Genomic DNA, 18,987 nt, shown 5'->3' on the forward strand with positions numbered 1-18,987 from the left:
ACGGCGCCGCGGGCCGCGGCCGCACCACCCTCGGTCAGACCCGCTGCGCGTCCACCTCGTCGACGAAGCGCGTGACCTGAGCGAGTGCGTCGACGGCCTCGGGCACCGCGAGATAGCCGGCCTGGAACACGTGCACCTGGCCGGGCCAGACCCGCAGCTCGCATCGCCCACCCGCCGCGAGAGACGCCGCGGCGAGGTGCTCGGCGTCGGCCTGCAGGACCTCTCGCCCGCCGACGTGGACCAGCATCGGCGCCAGCGCCGGACCTGCCCCGGACGCGACATCCAGTCTGGGGTCGGCCGGGTCGGCGTCGGCGAGGTACATGCCGATCAGTCGGCGACCCGTGGCGGCCTTCGCGTACGGATCACGCACGGCCGGCTCGCGGGTCGCGGCCAGCGTCATGGTGGGGTCGACGACGGGCGAGAACAGCACCAGAGCGGCCGGCTGTGGCAGACCCCGACGGACCAGCTCCCCCGCGAGCCCGAGCGCGAGGTGACCGCCCGCCGAGTCACCGGCGACGACGATGTCCTCCGGCCGGTGGCCGCGGCCGAGCAACCAGCGGTACCCGGCGAGCGCGTCGTCGTGGGCGGCCGGGAACGGGTGCTCAGGCGCGAGGCGGTACCGCAGCGCGAACACCGGCCGTCCACACGCCTGCCCGACCCTGTCGATCAGCCCTCTGTGTGTGCCGGGCGAACAGGAGAAGTAGGCGCTGCCGTGCAGGTAGTAGACGACGCGCGTACCCGGCTCCGGCACCGCGCCGACCCACTCGCCCTCGACGCCGCTCTCGCGGACCCGAACGTGGAACACCCCCCATGACGGCATGACCAGGCGCAACACCTGCATCCCCAGTCGCCCGACCCGGGCACCGAGTCGGGTGGGCGACAGCACCGCGCCGAACTGGCGGATCGTGACGTACATGACGGCGGCGACGATGCGGCTGGCCCGCGACGGGGTCGTGGCGGTCGGCTCGGCGAGTGGTGGCATGGGCAACACGATGCCCCTCCGACACCGATCTGACAAGCATGCGTGTCAGATCCTCAAGATCGACTCAGCCTGTCCTGCGCCGCTTCGAACAACGTCGCACACACCTCGACGAGCGTCTCGACGCGCTGACGACGACCGCCCAGCAGCCAATCGACCAGCAGGTGGTTGACCGCCCCCACCAGCGCGACGGCCGTCAGCGACGCGAACTCGGCAGACACGTCCGGTCGCAGTTCCGGCAGCCACACCGCCGTCACGAGTTCGGCGAACTCGCGGAGCACTCCCAACCGGGCCTCCTCCAGCTCGGCCGACACACCGACCACCTCGATCAGCACGATGCGCGCGCGGCGAGCGTCCTCGGTGAGGCATTCGACGAAGGCCGCCAGCCCGGCGTCGGCCATCGCCCGCGGCGACGGACCTGCGGACTCGAGTGCGCCGGTGGTCGCTCCCCTGACGGTGTCGACTACCTCGGCATACAGGGCGACCAGGCAGGCATGCCGGTCCTTGAACGACTCGTAGAAGTACCGCTCGGTCAGCTCCGCCTCCGCGCAGATCTGCTTGACGGAGGTCGCGGCGTAGCCCTTCGCGCCGAAGAGTTCGAGCGCCGCAGCCAGGATCGCAGTGCGTCGGGCGACCGCGCGCTGCCCGGCATCGAGCCCCGAGTACCTGCGGCCGGCGCCGCGAGCGAGAGTCATCCTCGTACCTTCCCCCATCCCCGCATTCGAGGGTAGTCTCATCTGACATGACGCCATGTCACATCAGTGCGATCCGGCCGACACGAGGAGCGAGACCGACATGACAGTGACACCACTGACCGGACGCGTCGTCGCGGTGACCGGCGGCGCCCGGGGAATCGGCCGCGAGATCGCCTCCCAGCTCACCCAGGCCGGGGCGCGGGTGGCCATCGGCGACCGGGACGGCGCCGGCGCGCGCCGCACCGCCGCCGAAATGACCGGCACCGCACAGGGTTTCGACCTCGACGTCGCCGACCGGGACTCCTTCGCCGCCTTCCTCCGCGCGGTCGAGGCGCTGTGGGGCCCGCTCGACGTGCTGGTCAACAACGCCGGCGTGATGTGGGTCGGCCCGTTCGACGCCGAACCCGAGTCGGCCCGCCGTCGCCAGTTCGACGTCAACGTGCACGGGGTCGTCAACGGCGTGACCCTCGCCGCGCCCGCCATGCGCGAGCGCGGCGCCGGGCACATCGTCACCGTCGCGTCCGCGGCGTCGAAGCTCTCACCGCCGGGCGAGTCGACCTACGCAGCGACCAAGCACGCAGTGCTCGGCTACCTCACCGGCGTCCGGGCCGAACTGCGACGCAGCGGGGTGCACCTGTCGGTGGTCATGCCGGCGGTCGTGAACACCGAGCTCGCCGTCGGCACCGCCACCGGGGCCGCAGCGATGCTCCAGCCGGAGGACGTCGCCCGGGCCGTCGTCGCCGTCATCGAGCGCCCACGGTTCGAGGTGACCGTGCCCGGCTACCTCGGACCGCTGGTCCGCGCGGTGAACGTCCTGCCTCGACCGGTCCGCGACCTGGTCTTCCGCGCGATGGTGCCGGACCAGGTCGAAGCCGTCCGGGACACGACCGCACGGACCGACTACGAACGCCGCGTCCTCGGCACCGACACCTCCACCGACACCGATCCGTCAGGAAACGACAAATGACCAGAACCGATCCCCCCACCACGGCTGTCCGCCCGATCCCCGAGTTCGACGGCGTCCACGACGTCTGGCCGCGCGGCGCACGGCTCGAGGCCGTCCGCGACGCCGCCCTGCGCTACCGAGAACGCTTCCTGACACAGGGACAGGTGCGGGCGATCAAGAGTGTCGACATCGCCGCCGCGCCGTACCCGGCCCGGTTCGCCTTCCAGGGATACTCCGTCAACGCCAACCCGATGATCTCGATCATCAACCGGATGTTCGTCATCCAGTTCGACGGTTTCGACGGCGAACTCAAGACCCTGGTCTGGGAGCCCACCGTCGCGGCCGGCTCCGCGGAGGCGCCGTTCTACGCCAAGCTGCAGAAGTTGTCGCGCAAGCTCCGGGCGGAGTCGCTCTTCGTCAAGTACTACAACGACCCGGAGCAGGTGCTGCCGCGCCTCGGGCTGCGCAACGAGGACGTCGACTACCTCAGCTTCGACCATCTGCATGTGCAGGACGTGCGGATGATCATGGGCAGCACCGCGGTGATCGAAGGCGAGACCCGACCCCGCGACGCACTGTTCCCGAACGCCAGGCTGCTCGTGCACCGCAAGGAACTCGGCACCTTCGAGTCGATGCACCCGATGCAATGGGCCTGGTACGTCGACGGCGGTATGGACGGTGTGCCCGCCGAACGGCTCGAGGTCTTCGACGGTGACGTCGAACTGGGCGTCGGTGTCAGTCTGCTGTGGACGCCGGGTCACACCGACGGCAACCACTCGCTCTGCGTGAACACCCCCGACGGGGTGTGGGTCTCGTCGGAGAACGGCATGGCCCCCGACAGCTGGCAGCCGGAGCACTCGAGGATCCCCGGGGTGCGGCAGCAGGCCCGCTTCTACGGCCGCGAGGTGGTCCTGAACGGAAACACCCTCGAGGACTCCCTCGACCAGTACGACTCGATGGTCAAGGAGAAGACGATGGCGTCGCCCTCGAAGCGCGATCCTCGCTGGCTGCAGGTCATCCCGTCTTCGGAGTGCGCGAATTGGAAGCGGCAGTGGCCGGTCGTCCCGACGTTCAGTCACGGTGAGCTGGACTACGGCACGATCACGATCCCCCCGCGTACTCGCGGGTGAGGGCGTGCGCGGGCAGATCTGCGCGCCACCGCCGTGCGCGGCGCAGTTAGAGTAGGCCCACCATGACTTCGCCCGCTCCCGCCCCCCGGACCCCGTTCTATCTGACGACCGCGATCGCGTACCCGAACGGCGCCCCGCACATCGGACACGCCTACGAGTACATCTCCTCCGATGCGCTCGCCCGCTTCAAGCGGCTCGACGGCTTCGACGTGTTCTTCATGACGGGCACCGACGAGCACGGTCTGAAGATGCAGCAGACCGCCGCCAAGGAGGGCATCGACGTCCGCGAACTCGCGGCGCGGAACTCCGACGTCTTCCAGGCGATGGACAAGGTGCTCGGCATCTCGTACGACCGGTTCATCCGCACCACGGACACCGATCACGAGCTCGCCTGCCAGGCGATCTGGGAGCGGATGGTTGCGGCCGGCGACATCTACCTCGACACCTACGCGGGCTGGTACTCGGTGCGCGACGAGGCGTACTACACCGAGTCCGAGACCACACTGCTCGAGGACGGCAACCGGATCTCGACGGACACGAAGACCGAGGTGGAGTGGACCGAGGAGTCCACCTACTTCTTCCGACTGTCCGCGTACCAGGACAAGCTGCTCGCGCTCTACGAGTCGCACCCCGAGTTCATCGCCCCGTCCACCCGGCGCAACGAGATCGTCAGCTTCGTCTCCGGCGGACTCAAGGACCTGTCGGTCTCGCGCACGACCTTCGATTGGGGTGTGCCCGTTCCCGGCGACCCGTCGCACGTGATGTACGTCTGGGTCGACGCGCTGGCCAATTACCTCACCGGCGTCGGCTACCCGAACACCGACTCGGAGGCGTTCACCCGGAACTGGCCCGCCGACCTGCACATCATCGGCAAGGACATCAGCCGCTTCCACACGGTGTACTGGCCCGCCTTCCTGATGTCGGCCGGCCTGGAGATCCCCAAGCGCGTCTTCGTGCACGGATTCCTCTACAACAAGGGCGAGAAGATGTCGAAGTCACTCGGCAACGTCGTCGACCCTCTCGAAATGGTCGAGCAGTACGGCCTCGACGCGCTGCGCTTCTTCCTGCTGCGGGAGATCTCCTACGGCCAGGACGGCAACTACAGCCACGAGGCGATCGTCACCCGGATGAACGCCGACCTGTCCAACGAGCTGGGCAACCTCGCACAGCGGTCGCTCACCATGGTCGCCAAGAACTGCGACGCCGTGGTGCCGACGCCGGGCGAGCTCACGGACGACGACCGGGCCCTGCTCGCGCAGGCCGACGCGCTGCTCGAGAAGTGCCGCGCCGAGTTCGACGTGCAGGCGCTGCACCACGCCCTCGAGGCGATCTGGCACGTGCTCGGCGAGACCAACCGCTACTTCTCGCAGCAGGAACCGTGGGTGCTGCGCAAGACCGACCCCGCCCGGATGGCGACGGTCCTGTACGTCACCCTCGAGGTGGTGCGAATCGTCGGAATCCTGGTCCAGCCCGTGATGCCCGACTCCGCGTCGAAGATCCTCGACCTGCTCGGACAGTCCGAGGGCGCCCGCGACTTCGCGCACCTGGGCGAGCGGATCGTGGCGGGCAGCCCGCTGCCCGCGCCGTCGCCGGTGTTCCCGCGGTACGTGGAGCCCGAAACCGCCTGACATGTCGGGGCGCGGCACATTCGACGACGGGCGCCCGTCCGCTGAGGCCGGGGCGCTCGTCGGGGCGGTCGCGGCCGCGTACGAGCGTGGCTGGCAACCCGCGGACCTGCTGCATCTGACCAGGCGCGAGGGTGAGTGTCCGCCGGCCCTGGCCGCGACCGCCGTGCTCTACCAGGCCCGACAGTGCCGCGCGGCGGACCGAGCCCCGACGGCCTGGTCGGACCAGCTCCGGGAGGTCGCCGACCAGTACCCGGATCAGGCCCGGCTCGCGGACGGCGTACCGGTCGACGATCCGCGGGGTGACCATCTCGCGGGCGCCCTCGTCGCGGGCCGGTCCGGCTTCCTGGGCTACCAGATGACCGAACTGGCCACGGAGTGGAATCGGCTGCCGGGCACGACGATTCTGCTGCCGCTGCCCGAGGAATGGCCCGCCCACCGCGCCGACGCGCCGACGTCGGAACCCGCCGGTGATGCCGATCCGAAGGTGCTCGGCCGTATCCGTGGCCTGCTCGCCAAGGCCGAACGCACCGAGTTCGAGCACGAGGCCGAGACCTTCACGGCGAAGGCCCAGGAGTTGATGACGCGCTACGCGATCACCTCCGCGCTGGTGCGTTCGCGCTCGGCAGCGGGACGAACGGCGGTGCACAGCAGGCGCTTTCACCTCGACAACCCGTACCTGACAGAGAAGGTGCATCTGCTGACCGCGATCGGCGAGGCGAATCGGGTGCGCACCGTCTGGGCCGCCGACGTCGCGATCGCCACCGCCGTCGGCACCGCGATCGACCTGCAGCAGGTCGACATGCTGTTCACCTCCCTGCTCGTGCAGGCCACCCGGTCGATGCAGTCCAGCGCCGCGGAGGGTCGCAGCGGCTCGCGCACCACGCCGTTCCGCAAGGCGTTCCTCGCCGGATTCGCCTCCCGGATCGGTCAACGACTTCGCGAGGCTGACGCCAAGGCCACCGAGGACGCCGCCGCCGACGAGTCGGTCCCGCTGAACACCCTGCTGCCGATCCTCGCCGGCGCATCGGCGGCGGTGGACTCGGAATTCACCCGACTGTTCCCCGGCACCCGCAAGTCACGAGCCCGCTCGGTGGACGCCCACGGCTGGTACGCGGGCCGCGCGTCCGCCGACGACGCCGCACTCACACCCGGAGCCCGCCCGATCCGCCCCGGGAAGTAGCCCCGAAACGGCTTCTCACCTGCCCGAACGTTACTTGTCGGACCCCGGGTGCACACTGTCACCATGGGGAGCATTCGAACGCATATTCGACAGCCTGAATCATCCGACGAGCAGTGGCACGCGCTGATCGGCGCGCTGGCCGCCGCCTACGAGCGCGGGTGGCAACCCGCCGACCTGGTACACGTCGCGAGCCGCGCGCTCGACGCCACTGCGGTCCGATGCGCCGCGGTGACAGTGCTGCACGAGGCGGATCTGAGCGGGGCGTGGTCGCGGGCGCCGCAGGGCTGGCTCGATCAGCTCCGGACCATCGCCGACGTCCACCCCGAGAGGAACGATCCGGCGGAGATCGGCGCGGCCGAGTGCGCATCACTCACCTTCCTGTGGCGACGACTGCCGCGCTGGCACGTTCTGTGCCCACCGCCGTCCGCGTGGCCGACCCGGCGCGCCGAGGATCCACACGCCTCGGCGACCGCCGCGGATCCGAAGGTGCTGAACAAGATCCGGGGACTGCTGGCGAAAGCCGAGAGCACCGAATACACCGAGGAGGCGGAAACCCTCACCGCCAAGGCACAGGAACTGATGACGCGATATGCGATCGGCGCGGCGCTGCTCGAGGCCGCTACCCCCGGCTCCCGGGTGGTTGTGCACAGCAAGCGAATACACCTCGACAACCCGTACGTGAAGCAGAAGGTCCTGCTGCTCACCTCGATCGGCGATGCCAACCAGGTGCAGACCGCCTTCACCGCACAGCTCGGCATCGCGACGGTGGTCGGGTCTCCGGTGGACCTCGAACAGGTCGAGATGTTGTTCACCTCGCTGCTCGTCCAAGCCACCCGCGCCATGCGGACCGAGGGTGAGAAGGGCTCTCGCTCCACGCCTTTCCGCAAGGCATTCCTGTTCGGCTTCGCCGTCCGCATCGGTCAGCGACTGACCGAGGCCGGCAAGGCGGCGACCGCGCAGGCGGTGGTCGAGTCGGAGGTCGAGTACCGCGACCTGCTGCCGATCCTCGCCAATCGCGCGGAGGCAGTGCAGGCGGAGGTCGCGCGGCTGTTCGGCCCCATGCGCGAGATGACCTGTTCGGCGGTCGACGCCGGGGGATGGCACGCCGGGCGTAGCGCGGCCGACGCGGCGACGTTGGCCTCGGACGGTTCCGCAATCGCGGGGTGAGGAATGGACACGATTCGGGTGGCGGGCGAGCTCGTGAAAGTCTTGTCCGATGCGGATCGAGCGGATCGGAGAGGGCGGCACCCCGGCCGAGGTGTTGCGTGCACTCGGGCGCCTCGCCGCCGAGCGTCACGAGGCACCGCCCGCCGCCCTGATCGGCGACTGGTTCGGGTCCCGCGCGATACTCGCGCCGACCGTACGTGCCACGCCGGTCCAGCCGACACACGCCTTCGACGTGACCGGTCGGTCCCCCGACTCCGGTGGCCCGGTGATCGGCGGCGGGTGGATCGGCTACCGCTCCTACCCGGATCGCGTCGCCGCCGCACCTGCACCCACCCTGCCCGAATCCGCGGGGGGCTGGACGGACAGCGTCCTGCGGCAGGACACGGACGGCTGCTGGTGGTACGAGTCGCTCACCGAGAAGCGTTGCCCCCCACACTGGTCGGCCGCCGTGGCCCGCCCTCGAGCCGATCCTCGGAGCTGGCACATCGACTGGACCCCACCCGACCGGGCCGCACACCGTCGCGGGGTCGAGCAATGCCTCGAGGCCATTCGCGAGGGCGAGGTGTACCAGGCATGTGTGTGCACGCATTTCCGCGGCCGGGCACAGGGCGATCCGCTGGACTTCTTCGCGGACGCGGTGGAGGCGACCGGGCCCGCACGCGCCGCATTCGTGGCAGGCGAGTGGGGCGCGGTGGCCTCGCTGTCGCCGGAGCTCTACCTCGCCCGGCACGGAGACCGGGTCACCTCGAGCCCGATCAAGGGCACCCTCCCCATCGCGGGCGACCCGGACCTGCTTCGCGCCTCCACCAAGGACGTCGCCGAGAACGTGATGATCGTCGACCTGGTCCGCAACGACCTCGGCCGGCTGGCCCGCCCCGGTTCGGTGACGGTGACCGACCTGCTCGGCGTCTACCCCGCGCCCGGCGTCTGGCACCTGGTCTCGACCGTTGCCGCCACCGTGCCGACCGGGACCACCACGGCCGACCTGCTCGACGCGAGCTTCCCACCGGCATCGGTCACCGGCTGCCCGAAACACCGGGCCCGGCAGCTGCTGTCCCGGTGGGAGGAGAGCTCGCGAGGGGTGTATTGCGGGACAGTCGGTTTCACCACCCCTCAGGCGGGAACCGAACTGAACGTGGCGATCCGCACGGTCGAGTTCGATCCAGACGGCGGGGCGAGGCTCGGCGTCGGCGGGGGCATCACCATCGACTCCGACCCGGATGCGGAGTGGCAGGAATGCCTCGACAAGGCCTCGAGCATCCTCTCGCTCGGCCTACCGATCGCACCACCCTGATCCGAACCCGCCGCCACGCGACATCATTCGGCCCCACACTCACCCCGTGCGGATCCGGACAGCTCGAAGTCCGTCCACCGCTGCGGCGACAACTCCGCGGTGGACGAGCAGATCCGGTCGACGATGGACTGCTCGTCCAGTCGCCATGCCCGCAGGACTCCGTCACCGTCTCCCGCGAAGACGGTCTCCGTCCCCGGCCGGAACGCCACCTGCCAGCGGCCTGTGCCCGCAGTGGTGATCGGACCACCCACCTCCCGCATCGCGCCGGCATCCGACACGTCCCACAGTCGTACCGTGCCGTCGTCACTGCCGCTGACCACGTGCCGGCCGTCCGGGTCGAACGACACCGAGTACACCGTGCCGGTGTGGCCGCGCAGCGCCGCATCCCTGACCACGAGCGTGCCGTCCGAACTCCTGTCCCACACCTGAACCGACTGGTCGTCGTCCCCGGCCACCATCGTCTTCCCGTCCGGGCTGAAGGAGAGCGAGTTGATCCCACTGCGACGACCGTCCGTCGTGACCTCCACCGAACTCGGGTGGGCACGATCGCGCACGTCCCAGGCGTGCACCCCGCCGTCCGCATCCGCCGCCACCAGATTCGTCCCGTCCGGGCTGAATGCGACGGTCCGGACCAGATTGCTGGGCCCGCTCAGCGCGTCACCCCACGGCACCGGCCGCTGCGGATCCGCCAGGTTCCACAGCCGAACGCTGGTGTCGTCGTCGCCGACGGCGAGGGTCGAACCGTCCGGGCTGAACGCCAGCTCCCAGGTGAACCGCGTGCGGGTCAGGATCGGCTCGCCCAACGCGCGGGGGTGCTCGCGGTCGCGCACGTCCCACACCTGCACCTGCCCCCCGTTGGTGGGCGCAGTCGCCATCAGCTCACCGTTCGGCGACAGCGCCACCACGTGCGCGCCGCCGAAGGGCCGCGGCAACGCGGTCGCGCTGGCCAGCGACAACCGGCCGCCGCCGACCAGTGTCCACAGCCGGATCACCGAGTCGTATCCGCCGGTGGCCATGATTCCGCCGTCTTGCGACATCGACGGCAGCGTCAGCGCGGACTCGGAGACCGCCAGCGCCGTCCGCGGCAGAGTCCACACCCGGACCATCGAGTCCTGGCCGCCGGTCACGATCGTCTCACCGTCGGAGACCAGGGCCACGGCGGGGACGCCACCGCCGTTGCCGGTCAACGCCGGCCTCAGTTCACGCAGGCTGCCACGGGCCGGGTCCACCGCCCATCGCTTGACGATCCCGTCCCAGGACGCGCTGACGAGCGTCGCCCCGTCCGGCGAGAACGAGATGGTCCAGATACCGCCGGTGTGCGCCTGGACGGGGACCCCGATCGGGCGCACCGCGACCACGTCGGTCGCGTCGAACAGTCGGAGGACACCGTCGTCGCTGCTGGCGGCGAGCGTTCGGCCGTCCGGCGAGAACGCGACCGAGTGGACCACGTCACCGAACCCGTCGAGCACCGACGGCAGCGGGGTCGGCGTGCCGGGCTTTGCCATGCTCCACAGCCGCACCGTGCGATCGTCGCTGGCCGTCGCCAGTACCGCGGAATCGGCCCGGAACGAGACAGTCCGAACCGCGCCGGCATGGGCGCTGAGCACGGTCTTCGGGAATTCCCCGGACGACGGGTTGGACGTGTCGAACAGCATCACCGTGCCGTCGTCGTTCGGCACGGCCAGAGTCCGCCCGTCCGGACTGAACCGGATGTTGTGGACCGCCCGGGACCCGGCACGGGCCGCCTCGAGCAGCGGTTTCGGTGCGGAACGGTCGGTGATGTCCCAGATGAACACGGTTCCGTCGCCGCTACCCGCGGCCAGGATGTTGCCGTCGGGGGTGAACGACACCGACGCCATGTACTTCGCGGACCCGCCGAGCGGGATCCCGATCGGTCGCGGGTCCGAGCGGTCGGTCAGGTCCCACAGCCGGACCGTCCGATCGTCGCTCGCCGACGCCATCGTGGTGCCGTCGGCGGTCACCGCCACCCCGTACACCGGGCCCTGATGCCCGCTCAACGCGCGGCCGACCGGCGTCGACTCCGTTGCGATGAGGCCCGAATAAGCGGAGTCGTCGCCCGGCCGCATCTGCCAGGCGGCCAGCGACAGTCGCGCGGCCGTCGTCGGGTCGGTCTCACGCATCGAGTCCGCCAGGGCCACCACCTGACGGAACTGCGCGGCGCTGCGTTCGGACTCGGCCCGGCTCTTCGCGGTCCATGCCATCGACACCGCGACCAGCGCGATGACCGTCGACACCACCAGCCCGGCCATCACCGCCCGCTGCACCCAGGTGTTGCGGCGCACGTGCTGCGTGGAGGAGGCAAGGAACTCCGACGCCCCCGGGGTCAACGACGACGAGACCCGGGCGACGCCGAGCCCCTCGGCCGCGACCCGGGATGCGTCATGTTCGGCGACCATGTCGAGACGGGCACGCTGATAGAGCAGGCTGCTGTCCCGCTCCGACTGTTCCCAGCGCGCGGCGTCCTCCTCGATCTGCTGGCGCAGCGCCGAGTAGGACCGGTCCTCCTGGATCCAGGACTTGAGCCGGGGCCACGCCTCGATCACTGCGTCGTGGATGAGCTCGACACTCTCGGTGTCCGCGACGAGGACCCGGGCCGCGATGAACTGGTCGACCACCTGCTGCCCGGCGACGGTGTCGTCACCGGCGAATGCCAGCAGCTGCGGCAGGGTCCGCCGAATCTTCACGTCGGTGCCCGTGTGAGTGACGTACACCAGGTGCACCATGATCGACCGCGCCAGCACCCGACCGTGCTCGTCGAGGTCCTCCCAGGTTCGTTCCGCCGTCGCGGCCACCGACCCGCGCACGCCTCCGGTGGAGCGGTAGCTCGCAACAGTCAGCGCCCCACCGCGGCGCCGTTCCCACATCGTGTCCAGCAGATGCGACAGCAGAGGCAGCACCGTGCCGCTGCCCTCCGACGACGTCAGCACGCCCAGGTCGTGCAGGATCAGATCGACCAGGCCCGCCTCGAGCTTGAACCCGATCAGCTGTGCGGGACGGGTGATCACGTCCACCATCTCGGCACGAGTCAGCGGCGCGATCGCCTTGCTGCGACGCTCGAGCGCCTCGGCGAGCACCGGATACGACAGTGCCTGCTCGTAGAAGTCCGAACGCATGGTCGCAACGACCGACGGCGCCGCATCGGGTGTCTCACCGGAACCGAGAGCAGACGCGGCGTACGCGAGGACCGCCAGGAAGCGCACCCGTTCGTCCTGCTCACCGCACTGTGTGAACAGCTCCTCGATCTGATCGACGACGATCACGAGCGACGGCGCCCCGAGCCGCTCCGACGCTGCACGCATCGCCCGTCGCACGCCCTCCCGATCCGGCCGCTCGACGACCGATGCGAGTTCCGGCAGGGCCTCGCTGATCGAATCCAGCGGACAGGGCCCCGGGGTGAACACCACGCTGGCGGAGGCCGCCGTCTCCGCGTCCGGGTCCCTGCGGGCCAGATCAGGGACCAGGCCCGCCTGAACCAGCGACGACTTGCCGACGCCGGAGGCCCCGGTGACGATGACCAACCCGTGACCCTGCGCGGCGATGACCGCGTCGACCAGACCGCGCAGACTCGCGCTCCGACCGAAGAACAGTCGCGCGTCCTCGGCACGATAAGGCTCGAGTCCCCGATACGGCCGCACCCCGGACACCGGTGCCGCGACGGCGACCGGCTTGACCGACTCGGGCCGACCCCGGACGGCGCCGCCCTCGCGCGCGTCCCGCCACCACCCGTGCCACTGCTTGACCGAGTAGAGGCCGGGTGCGGGCGGCTGGGCTCCGTGCAGTTCCTGCGCGGCACGGATGAGAACCACGAGAACCGGACGGACCGAGTCGAAGCTCGCGGGCACCCGCTTGCCCGACCGCCAGTCGCTGAGCCGTTGCACTGAGACCTGCTTGTCGGCGCCGAGCGCGCGACCGAGGGCCGCGGATTCCGACACCACCGTTTTCAACGCCGGTCTGCCGGCAGTCGCGAACAGCAATCGCATCTGGTCCGCAAACAGCAGTCGGGCCTGAGTGGACGGATCACTCGGCAGGCTCGGCTCCAACTCCGAGTCGCTGCGAGGGCTCCGCTCCCGAACCTGCGGATCTGCCTCCGAGTCCCCTGGCCGGCTGTCCGTCATCCTCGATCACTCCTCGTTCACCCCGGCGGAATTCCGCTGCGGAAAAGTTCCTCACCGGCGATGAACTGGGACGATACCCGAAAGACACTGCACACCGATTGGTTGGGTTTGAGTCGGCCAGCAGAGTTGACCTCGGCGCAGGACGGCCGGCGCCACGACGCAGCGCCGGCGGGAACTAGGAGTTCGAGGGGTAGTTCCCGCCGGGCAGCGGAGTCACAAGGCCGCACCGATCCAAATCCGGGGAGCAATCGTGAACAGACTCGCAGTCAAGATCGCATCGATGGTCCCGCCGACCCTCGCCGCCGCGTTGGTCGTCGCCGCCTCCGTCGCTTTGATCATGGTGATGGCCGCCCCGCCGAACTGACAGCCGAGCCCGAGAGAATTCCCCTACGCCTTGCGGGCCGCGAGCACCGCTTCGTAGACCTCCCGCTTGGACACCCCCGCGGTGGCGACCATCGCGCACGCATCTTTCAGCCGTGCGCCGTCGGCCACCAGCCGCTCGACCTCACCGACCAGATCCTCGGGCTCGGCGGCCACTGGACGGGCCCCCTCGAGCACCACCGTGATCTCCCCCCGGACGCCCTCTGCGGCCCACTCCGCGAGCTCGGCGAGCGTCCCGCGACGCACCTCTTCGTAGGTCTTGGTCAGCTCCCGGCACACCGCAGCGCGGCGCTCCCCGCCGAGCACGGCGACCGCGTCGGCCAGGCAGTCTGCCAATCGGTGCGGCGCCTCGAAGAACACGCACGCCCGCGGCTCCGCCCGGAGCGCCTCCAACCACGACCGCCGCTGGCCCTGTTTGCGCGGCGGGAACCCGTCGAAGCAGAACCGCTCGACCGGCAGCCCCGACAGCGCGAGCGCAGTGGTGACCGCGGACGGGCCGGGCAGGCAGGTCACCGGCAGGTCCTTCGCCACGCATGCCGCGACGAGCCGGTAACCGGGATCGCTGACCGAGGGCATACCGGCGTCGGTGACCAACAGCACCGTCCGCCCCTCCTCGATGTCGGCGACCAGTGCCGGCAGCCGGGTCGTCTCCACCTGGTCGTAGAAGCTGACCACCTTCCCGGTGATCGTGACGCCGAGCGCAGCGGCGAGGTGCTTCGTCCGTCGGGTGTCCTCCGCGGCGACGACGTCCGCGGTGGCCAGCGCCTCCCGCAACCGATCCGAGGCGTCGCGGACCTCCCCCATCGGCGTCGCGGCAAGGACCAGGCAACCGTTCATGTCCGACAGCCTACGATCGACGGGTGACCCAGTTGACGGACGAGCGTGCGACGCCCCCCGTCGACCGTCCTACCCTGCTCAGTCCCGGCCCGACCAGGCCGGCCTCGGACCCCGGACCCACCGACCGCTTCCGCGGCTGGGTGGTGACCCTCTTCGTCACGGCGATCGCCGCGATCACCCGTTTCGCGATGCTCGGCTACCCCACCGACGCGGGCACCCCGGTCTTCGACGAGAAGCACTACGCGCCCCAGGGCTGGCAGGTGCTCACCGACGGCTGGCTCGAGGACAACCCGGGCTACGGACTCGTCGTGCATCCGCCGGTCGGGAAGCAGATGATCGCGATGGGCGAGGCGATCTTCGGCTACAACGGTTGGGGCTGGCGGTTCTCCGCGGCGGTCGCGGGCACCCTGCTGGTGCTGCTGGTGCTGCGGATCGTGCGCCGAATGACTCGTTCGACCCTCGTCGGCGCGATCGCGGGCGTGTTGCTCATCGCCGACGGCATGACTTTCGTGTCCTCCCGGATCGGGATGCTCGACATCTTCATGGCGCTGTTCGTGGTGGCCGCGTTCGGCTGCCTGATCGTCGACCGCGACCAGATGCTCGAACGGATGGCCCGGGTGTACGCCGAGGGCCGGATCCTCGACACCGCGTACGGGCCACGCCTTGGCGTGCGCTGGTGGCGGTTCGGCGCCGGTCTGATGCTCGGTCTCGCCTGCGGCACCAAGTGGTCGGGCCTGTATTTCATCCTGTTCTTCGGCCTGATGAGCGTCGCCTTCGACGTCGCGGCCCGGCGCCGGTACGGGGTGCGCCGCCCCTGGATCGGTGCGGGTCTGCGCGATGTGGGGCCCGCGCTGTACGCGCTGGTGCTGGTCCCGGTCGTCGTGTACCTGTCGACCTACTGGGCCTGGTTCGCCTCGGAGACCGGCGTCGACCGGCACGCGGTCGGGTCGAAGGTCGGTTTCGGCGGCTCCTTCTCCTTCGTCCCCGAGGCGCTTCGCTCACTCTGGTACTACAGCGGCAATGTGCTCGAGTTCCATGCCGGACTGACCAATTCGGCGGGCAACCACCATCCGTGGGAGTCGAAGCCGTGGACGTGGCCGATGGGACTGCGGCCGATGCTCTACTACTTCGCGGAGGGCGACCAGGTCACCGGCTGCGGCGCGTCCACCTGTGTCAAGGCGGTCATGCTGATCGGCACGCCCGCCATGTGGTGGCTGGCGGTACCGATGCTGGGCTGGGCGTTGTGGCGCGCGCTGGTCGGCCGGGACTGGCGGTACGCCGCGGTGCTCGTCGGCTACGGTGCGGGCTTCCTGCCCTGGTTCGCGACCATGGACCGGCAGATGTACTACTTCTACGCCGTCGCGATGGCGCCGTTCATGGTCATGGGCCTGGCCCTGGTGTGCGGGGAGGTCATCGGCCGGGCCCGGGACGCGGCCGAACGCCGGGGCACCGGACTGCTCGCGGTCTGCCTGTACGTCGGGCTGGTGATCGCGAACTTCGTCTGGTTGTGGCCGATCCTCACCGCGCTGCCGATCACGCCGGAGGCGTGGCAACAGCAGTTGTGGCTACCCAGCTGGCGTTGACCGGGTCCGACGGGTCGAGCGCTTCTGAGTCGGAAGCGCCAGCCGTCGCTTCCGCTCGCGCGCCAGGATCATCGGGTCGTGGCACAGGTCCCGGTACAGGGACACGCACAGCCCGATCATGACCAGCACGAACGGCGCCGCCGCGATGATCGTCATCGTCTGCAGCCCGTTGAGCGCGTCCTTGCCGCCGGTCCACAGCAGCAGCACGGCCACCCCACCGGTGAGCAGTCCCCAGAACACCACCACCGCACGGCTGGGATGGCTGGTGCCGCGTTGGGACAGGGTGCCCATCACGATCGACGCGGCGTCGGCACCGGAGACGAAGAAGATGGCGACCAGGATCATCACCAAAACGGTCGACAGACCGGCAAGCGGCAGGTTGTCGAGCATGCCGAACAGCTGGGACTCGGAGCTGCCGCGGCCGGCGAGGTCGATGCCGTCACGCTGCTGCCCGATTGCCGCGCCGCCGAACACCGTGAACCACACCAGGCTCACCAGGCTGGGCACCAGGATCACGCCGACGACGAACTCACGGATGGTCCGGCCGCGGCTGATCCGGGCCAGGAACATCCCGACGAACGGGGTCCACGAGATCCACCACGCCCAGTAGAAGATGGTCCACGAGGACAGCCACTCGGCGGTATCCGGATTGCTCGACGCGGCGCTGCGCGCGGACATCTCCGCAATCTGGCCGGCGTACGCGCCGAGTGTGGTGGGGACCAGGTTGAGGATCAGCACCGTGGGTCCGAGCACGAACACGAACACGGCCAGGACCAGCGCGAGCACCATGTTGATGTTCGAGAGCCACTGGATCCCCTTGGACACCCCGGAGACCGCGGAGGCCACGAACGCGAGGGTCAGGACTGCGACGATCACGACGAGCAGGAGGGTGCCCGCCTCCTGCAGCCAGCCGGTGACCTCGAACCCCGATCCGATCTGCAGCGCGCCGAGGCCGAGCGAGGCGGCGGTGCCGAACATGGTCGCGAAGATGGCGAGAATGTCGATCACCCGGCCGATCGGGCCCTCGGCACGCCTGCCGAGCAGCGCGATGAACGCAGAACTGAACAGCTGCTTGCGGCCGCGCCGGTACGTGCCGTAGGCCAGCGCGAGCCCGACCACTGCATAGGTGGACCACGGGTGCAGGCTCCAGTGGAACATGGTGGTCGCCATCGCGGTGCCGACCCCGCCGTTCGTTCCCGGCGGCGGAGTCACGAAGTGCGCCAGCGGTTCGGCGACGCCGAAGAACATCAGCCCGATGCCCATGCCCGCACTGAACATCATGGCGATCCAGCTGACGGTGCTGAATTCCGGCTTCTCCCCGTCCTTTCCGAGCGGGATGCGACCGAACTTGCTCACCGCCAACCACAATGCGAAGAGCACGAAACCGGAAGCGGCGAGGATGAACAGCCACCCCATGTTGGTCACCAGCGAGTCCAGGACCGAACCGGTGACGGAGTCGAAGCCGTCGGGGGCGACGACGCCCCAGATCAGGATCGCGGCGACGATGGCGGTGGTGACACCGAACACGACGTAGTCGGTGCGTGGCCCGGCGGGGCGTGCACCGTCGTCTGGTTGGCCGGAATCCTGCTCGGGTCGATCAGTATTGGCCAGCATGCAGGCTTACGTTGCTTGCCTTCGGAGCCAATTGCAACCGCAGGCGGGCGCGCGTCGCACCCGCCTGCGGTTCGGTGATGTCGCTACACCGTGGCTTTCGCTCCGAAGCGACCGCCGACGAGCGCGTCGAGACTGATGCGGCCTGCGCCGGTCGCGGCGAGCAGCAGGGAACCCACACCGAGCGCGACCACTAGCTCGTAACCGCCCTGGCCGACGAACACGCCCTGGTCGTAGTGGACCGTGAAGAAGGCACCGAGCATGTCGACGAAGAGCAGGATGCCCGCGATCGGGGTGAGCAGTCCGGCGATCAGCAGGATGCCGCCGCCCAGCTCGACGGCCGCGGCGAAGATCGCGGAGACGTCGTGGAGCGGGACGCCCATCTGCTCGAACGAAGCCTGAGTGCCGCTGATGCCGTAGGTGAAGAACTTCTGCCAGCCGTGGGCGACGAAGACGACGCCGAGGCCGATGCGGGCAACAAGGATCGCGAGGTCTCGGAATGCGCTGGATTTCATGTATGGGTCCTTTGCGATGTGCGGCGCAGTTTCATGGAACGTCCCCACTGTGACACAGGTAAGTTGAAGCGTCAACTATGCGACACGGGGACGGCGGCCCGACGGCGCAGCACGAATCCCGCCCACGAGACCAGTACGAGCGCCGCGACCAGCAGTCGGACCAGGTTCACCGCGTCGACGGGATACAGCACGCCGGTGATGTAGTACGCGATGAATCCGCTCGACGGAAGCGGCGGCCCTCCCGCCATGCCGCGAGCCCAGTTCTCCAGATCGGTCAGCGGGCAGTCGTACCCGACGAGCACCGAGCCGAACCCCCATGCCACCGCGAACAGGTGCAGCACGATCGTCCGGCGCCAATGCCAGGCCAGGAAGCCGCCGAGAACCACGTACCCGATGAAGGCGAAGTGGACAGTGACGGCGATCGTCTCGATCGCCCGAAAGATCAACGCCGGGAAGACCATCACCACCTCCAGTGCCGGCCCCGAGTCTCAGGGTAGTCCGGTACGAGGCGCCGAGGTCAGGCTCCGCGGATCGCGGCTTCCACCAACGCGCGAGCGACCTCGTCGTCGAGCCCCAGCCCTCGCACCACCGCAACGTAGTCGGTCGCCGCCCGCTCGGCCGCGGTCATCGACGCGTCCCCCACCGCCGCCACGAACGACCCGAGTCGGCCGCGGGTCTCGATCGCGCCGAGCGTCTCGAGTTCGCGATACGACTTCGCGACCGTATTGGCCGCCAGACCGAGTTCCTCCGCGAGCGCCCGGACCGTCGGCAGCTTGGTGCCCGCGATCAGCTTCCCGCTGCGCACCTGGTCGAGAACCTGGCGCTTGAGTTGCTCGAAAGGGGCGGTCGGCGAATCGGGGTCGATGACGATGCGCATGCCGCGAGGCTAGCCCGGCCGGCCCGCG

At 69.7% G+C, this 18,987-nt stretch carries 15 protein-coding genes; 7 read left to right on the forward strand and 8 right to left on the reverse strand.

Annotation, left to right across the window (positions count from 1 at the left end; genetic code table 11):
* Positions 1 to 34: 34 nt before the first annotated feature.
* Positions 35 to 982: an alpha/beta hydrolase gene (locus FK531_RS04920; protein ID WP_246097892.1), complete on the reverse strand. Its 948-nt coding sequence runs from the start codon at positions 980 to 982 to the stop codon at positions 35 to 37.
* Positions 983 to 1,035: 53 nt separating this feature from the next.
* Positions 1,036 to 1,674 (reverse strand): TetR/AcrR family transcriptional regulator, encoded by a 639-nt coding sequence (locus FK531_RS04925; RefSeq protein WP_142095730.1) that lies wholly within the window; start codon positions 1,672 to 1,674, stop codon positions 1,036 to 1,038.
* 100 nt (positions 1,675 to 1,774) lie between these two features.
* Here FK531_RS04925 and FK531_RS04930 point away from each other — a divergent pair, with 100 nt between their 5' ends.
* The 6 genes from FK531_RS04930 (at position 1,775) to FK531_RS04955 (ending at position 9,019) form a co-directional block, all read left to right on the forward strand.
* Positions 1,775 to 2,641: an SDR family oxidoreductase gene (locus FK531_RS04930; RefSeq protein ID WP_142095732.1), complete on the forward strand. Its 867-nt coding sequence runs from the start codon at positions 1,775 to 1,777 to the stop codon at positions 2,639 to 2,641.
* Positions 2,638 to 3,750, forward strand: a complete 1,113-nt coding sequence (locus FK531_RS04935; protein WP_142095734.1) for an MBL fold metallo-hydrolase — start codon at positions 2,638 to 2,640, stop codon at positions 3,748 to 3,750. The genes FK531_RS04930 and FK531_RS04935 overlap by 4 nt, the downstream gene beginning before the upstream one ends.
* A gap of 62 nt (positions 3,751 to 3,812) precedes the next feature.
* The gene (gene metG / locus FK531_RS04940) at positions 3,813 to 5,378 is read left to right on the forward strand and encodes a methionine--tRNA ligase (RefSeq protein ID WP_142095736.1); all 1,566 of its coding nucleotides are present in this window, start codon (positions 3,813 to 3,815) and stop codon (positions 5,376 to 5,378) included.
* Between the two features lies 1 nt (position 5,379).
* Positions 5,380 to 6,558 carry a DUF2786 domain-containing protein gene (locus tag FK531_RS04945; protein ID WP_142095738.1) on the forward strand — a complete coding sequence of 393 codons (1,179 nt, stop codon included), beginning with the start codon at positions 5,380 to 5,382 and terminating at the stop codon, positions 6,556 to 6,558.
* Positions 6,559 to 6,621: 63 nt separating this feature from the next.
* A complete protein-coding gene (locus FK531_RS04950; RefSeq protein WP_142095740.1) occupies positions 6,622 to 7,725 on the forward strand; it encodes a DUF2786 domain-containing protein in 1,104 nt (367 codons plus the stop codon).
* A gap of 49 nt (positions 7,726 to 7,774) precedes the next feature.
* Positions 7,775 to 9,019: an aminodeoxychorismate synthase component I gene (locus FK531_RS04955; RefSeq protein ID WP_142095742.1), complete on the forward strand. Its 1,245-nt coding sequence runs from the start codon at positions 7,775 to 7,777 to the stop codon at positions 9,017 to 9,019.
* Positions 9,020 to 9,042: 23 nt separating this feature from the next.
* On the opposite strand, the gene FK531_RS04960 is transcribed toward FK531_RS04955, so the two are convergent.
* On the reverse strand, positions 9,043 to 13,155 hold the full coding sequence (locus tag FK531_RS04960) for an nSTAND1 domain-containing NTPase (RefSeq protein ID WP_142095745.1): 4,113 nt from the start codon (positions 13,153 to 13,155) through the stop codon (positions 9,043 to 9,045).
* Between the two features lie 387 nt (positions 13,156 to 13,542).
* Positions 13,543 to 14,373 (reverse strand): 16S rRNA (cytidine(1402)-2'-O)-methyltransferase, encoded by an 831-nt coding sequence (rsmI, locus tag FK531_RS04965; RefSeq protein WP_142095747.1) that lies wholly within the window; start codon positions 14,371 to 14,373, stop codon positions 13,543 to 13,545.
* Between the two features lie 23 nt (positions 14,374 to 14,396).
* On the opposite strand from rsmI, the gene FK531_RS04970 reads away from it, so the two are divergent.
* Positions 14,397 to 15,956 carry a dolichyl-phosphate-mannose--protein mannosyltransferase gene (locus FK531_RS04970; protein WP_142095749.1) on the forward strand — a complete coding sequence of 520 codons (1,560 nt, stop codon included), beginning with the start codon at positions 14,397 to 14,399 and terminating at the stop codon, positions 15,954 to 15,956.
* Here FK531_RS04970 and FK531_RS04975 read toward each other — a convergent pair.
* From FK531_RS04975 to FK531_RS04990, 4 genes are all read right to left on the reverse strand, one after another.
* Complete coding sequence (locus FK531_RS04975) at positions 15,939 to 17,570, reverse strand: BCCT family transporter (RefSeq protein ID WP_142095751.1); 1,632 nt, start codon at positions 17,568 to 17,570, stop codon at positions 15,939 to 15,941. The two genes, FK531_RS04970 and FK531_RS04975, sit on opposite strands and share 18 nt — an antisense overlap.
* Positions 17,571 to 17,653: 83 nt before the next feature.
* The gene (locus tag FK531_RS04980) at positions 17,654 to 18,082 is read right to left on the reverse strand and encodes a DoxX family protein (protein WP_142095753.1); all 429 of its coding nucleotides are present in this window, start codon (positions 18,080 to 18,082) and stop codon (positions 17,654 to 17,656) included.
* Between the two features lie 71 nt (positions 18,083 to 18,153).
* Positions 18,154 to 18,543 carry a DUF2784 domain-containing protein gene (locus tag FK531_RS04985; RefSeq protein ID WP_142095755.1) on the reverse strand — a complete coding sequence of 130 codons (390 nt, stop codon included), beginning with the start codon at positions 18,541 to 18,543 and terminating at the stop codon, positions 18,154 to 18,156.
* Between the two features lie 56 nt (positions 18,544 to 18,599).
* Entirely contained in the window at positions 18,600 to 18,959 is a 360-nt protein-coding gene (locus tag FK531_RS04990) for a GntR family transcriptional regulator (RefSeq protein ID WP_142095757.1), read from the reverse strand.
* Between the last annotated feature and the right edge of the window lie 28 nt (positions 18,960 to 18,987).

This window comes from Rhodococcus spelaei, assembly GCF_006704125.1.
GTDB classification, from domain to species: domain Bacteria; phylum Actinomycetota; class Actinomycetes; order Mycobacteriales; family Mycobacteriaceae; genus Rhodococcus_G; species Rhodococcus_G spelaei.

Excerpts from the sequence above, each read along its gene's own strand:
- FK531_RS04920 (WP_246097892.1), bottom strand. The coding sequence starts at position 982 with ATGCCACCACTCGCCGAGCCGACCGCCACGACCCCGTCGCGGGCCAGC.
- FK531_RS04925 (WP_142095730.1), bottom strand. The coding sequence starts at position 1,674 with ATGACTCTCGCTCGCGGCGCCGGCCGCAGGTACTCGGGGCTCGATGCC.
- FK531_RS04930 (WP_142095732.1), top strand. The coding sequence starts at position 1,775 with ATGACAGTGACACCACTGACCGGACGCGTCGTCGCGGTGACCGGCGGC.
- FK531_RS04935 (WP_142095734.1), top strand. The coding sequence starts at position 2,638 with ATGACCAGAACCGATCCCCCCACCACGGCTGTCCGCCCGATCCCCGAG.
- metG (WP_142095736.1), top strand. The coding sequence starts at position 3,813 with ATGACTTCGCCCGCTCCCGCCCCCCGGACCCCGTTCTATCTGACGACC.
- FK531_RS04945 (WP_142095738.1), top strand. The coding sequence starts at position 5,380 with ATGTCGGGGCGCGGCACATTCGACGACGGGCGCCCGTCCGCTGAGGCC.
- FK531_RS04950 (WP_142095740.1), top strand. The coding sequence starts at position 6,622 with ATGGGGAGCATTCGAACGCATATTCGACAGCCTGAATCATCCGACGAG.
- FK531_RS04955 (WP_142095742.1), top strand. The coding sequence starts at position 7,775 with ATGCGGATCGAGCGGATCGGAGAGGGCGGCACCCCGGCCGAGGTGTTG.
- FK531_RS04960 (WP_142095745.1), bottom strand. The coding sequence starts at position 13,155 with ATGACGGACAGCCGGCCAGGGGACTCGGAGGCAGATCCGCAGGTTCGG.
- rsmI (WP_142095747.1), bottom strand. The coding sequence starts at position 14,373 with ATGAACGGTTGCCTGGTCCTTGCCGCGACGCCGATGGGGGAGGTCCGC.
- FK531_RS04975 (WP_142095751.1), bottom strand. The coding sequence starts at position 17,570 with ATGCTGGCCAATACTGATCGACCCGAGCAGGATTCCGGCCAACCAGAC.
- FK531_RS04980 (WP_142095753.1), bottom strand. The coding sequence starts at position 18,082 with ATGAAATCCAGCGCATTCCGAGACCTCGCGATCCTTGTTGCCCGCATC.
- FK531_RS04985 (WP_142095755.1), bottom strand. The coding sequence starts at position 18,543 with ATGGTCTTCCCGGCGTTGATCTTTCGGGCGATCGAGACGATCGCCGTC.
- FK531_RS04990 (WP_142095757.1), bottom strand. The coding sequence starts at position 18,959 with ATGCGCATCGTCATCGACCCCGATTCGCCGACCGCCCCTTTCGAGCAA.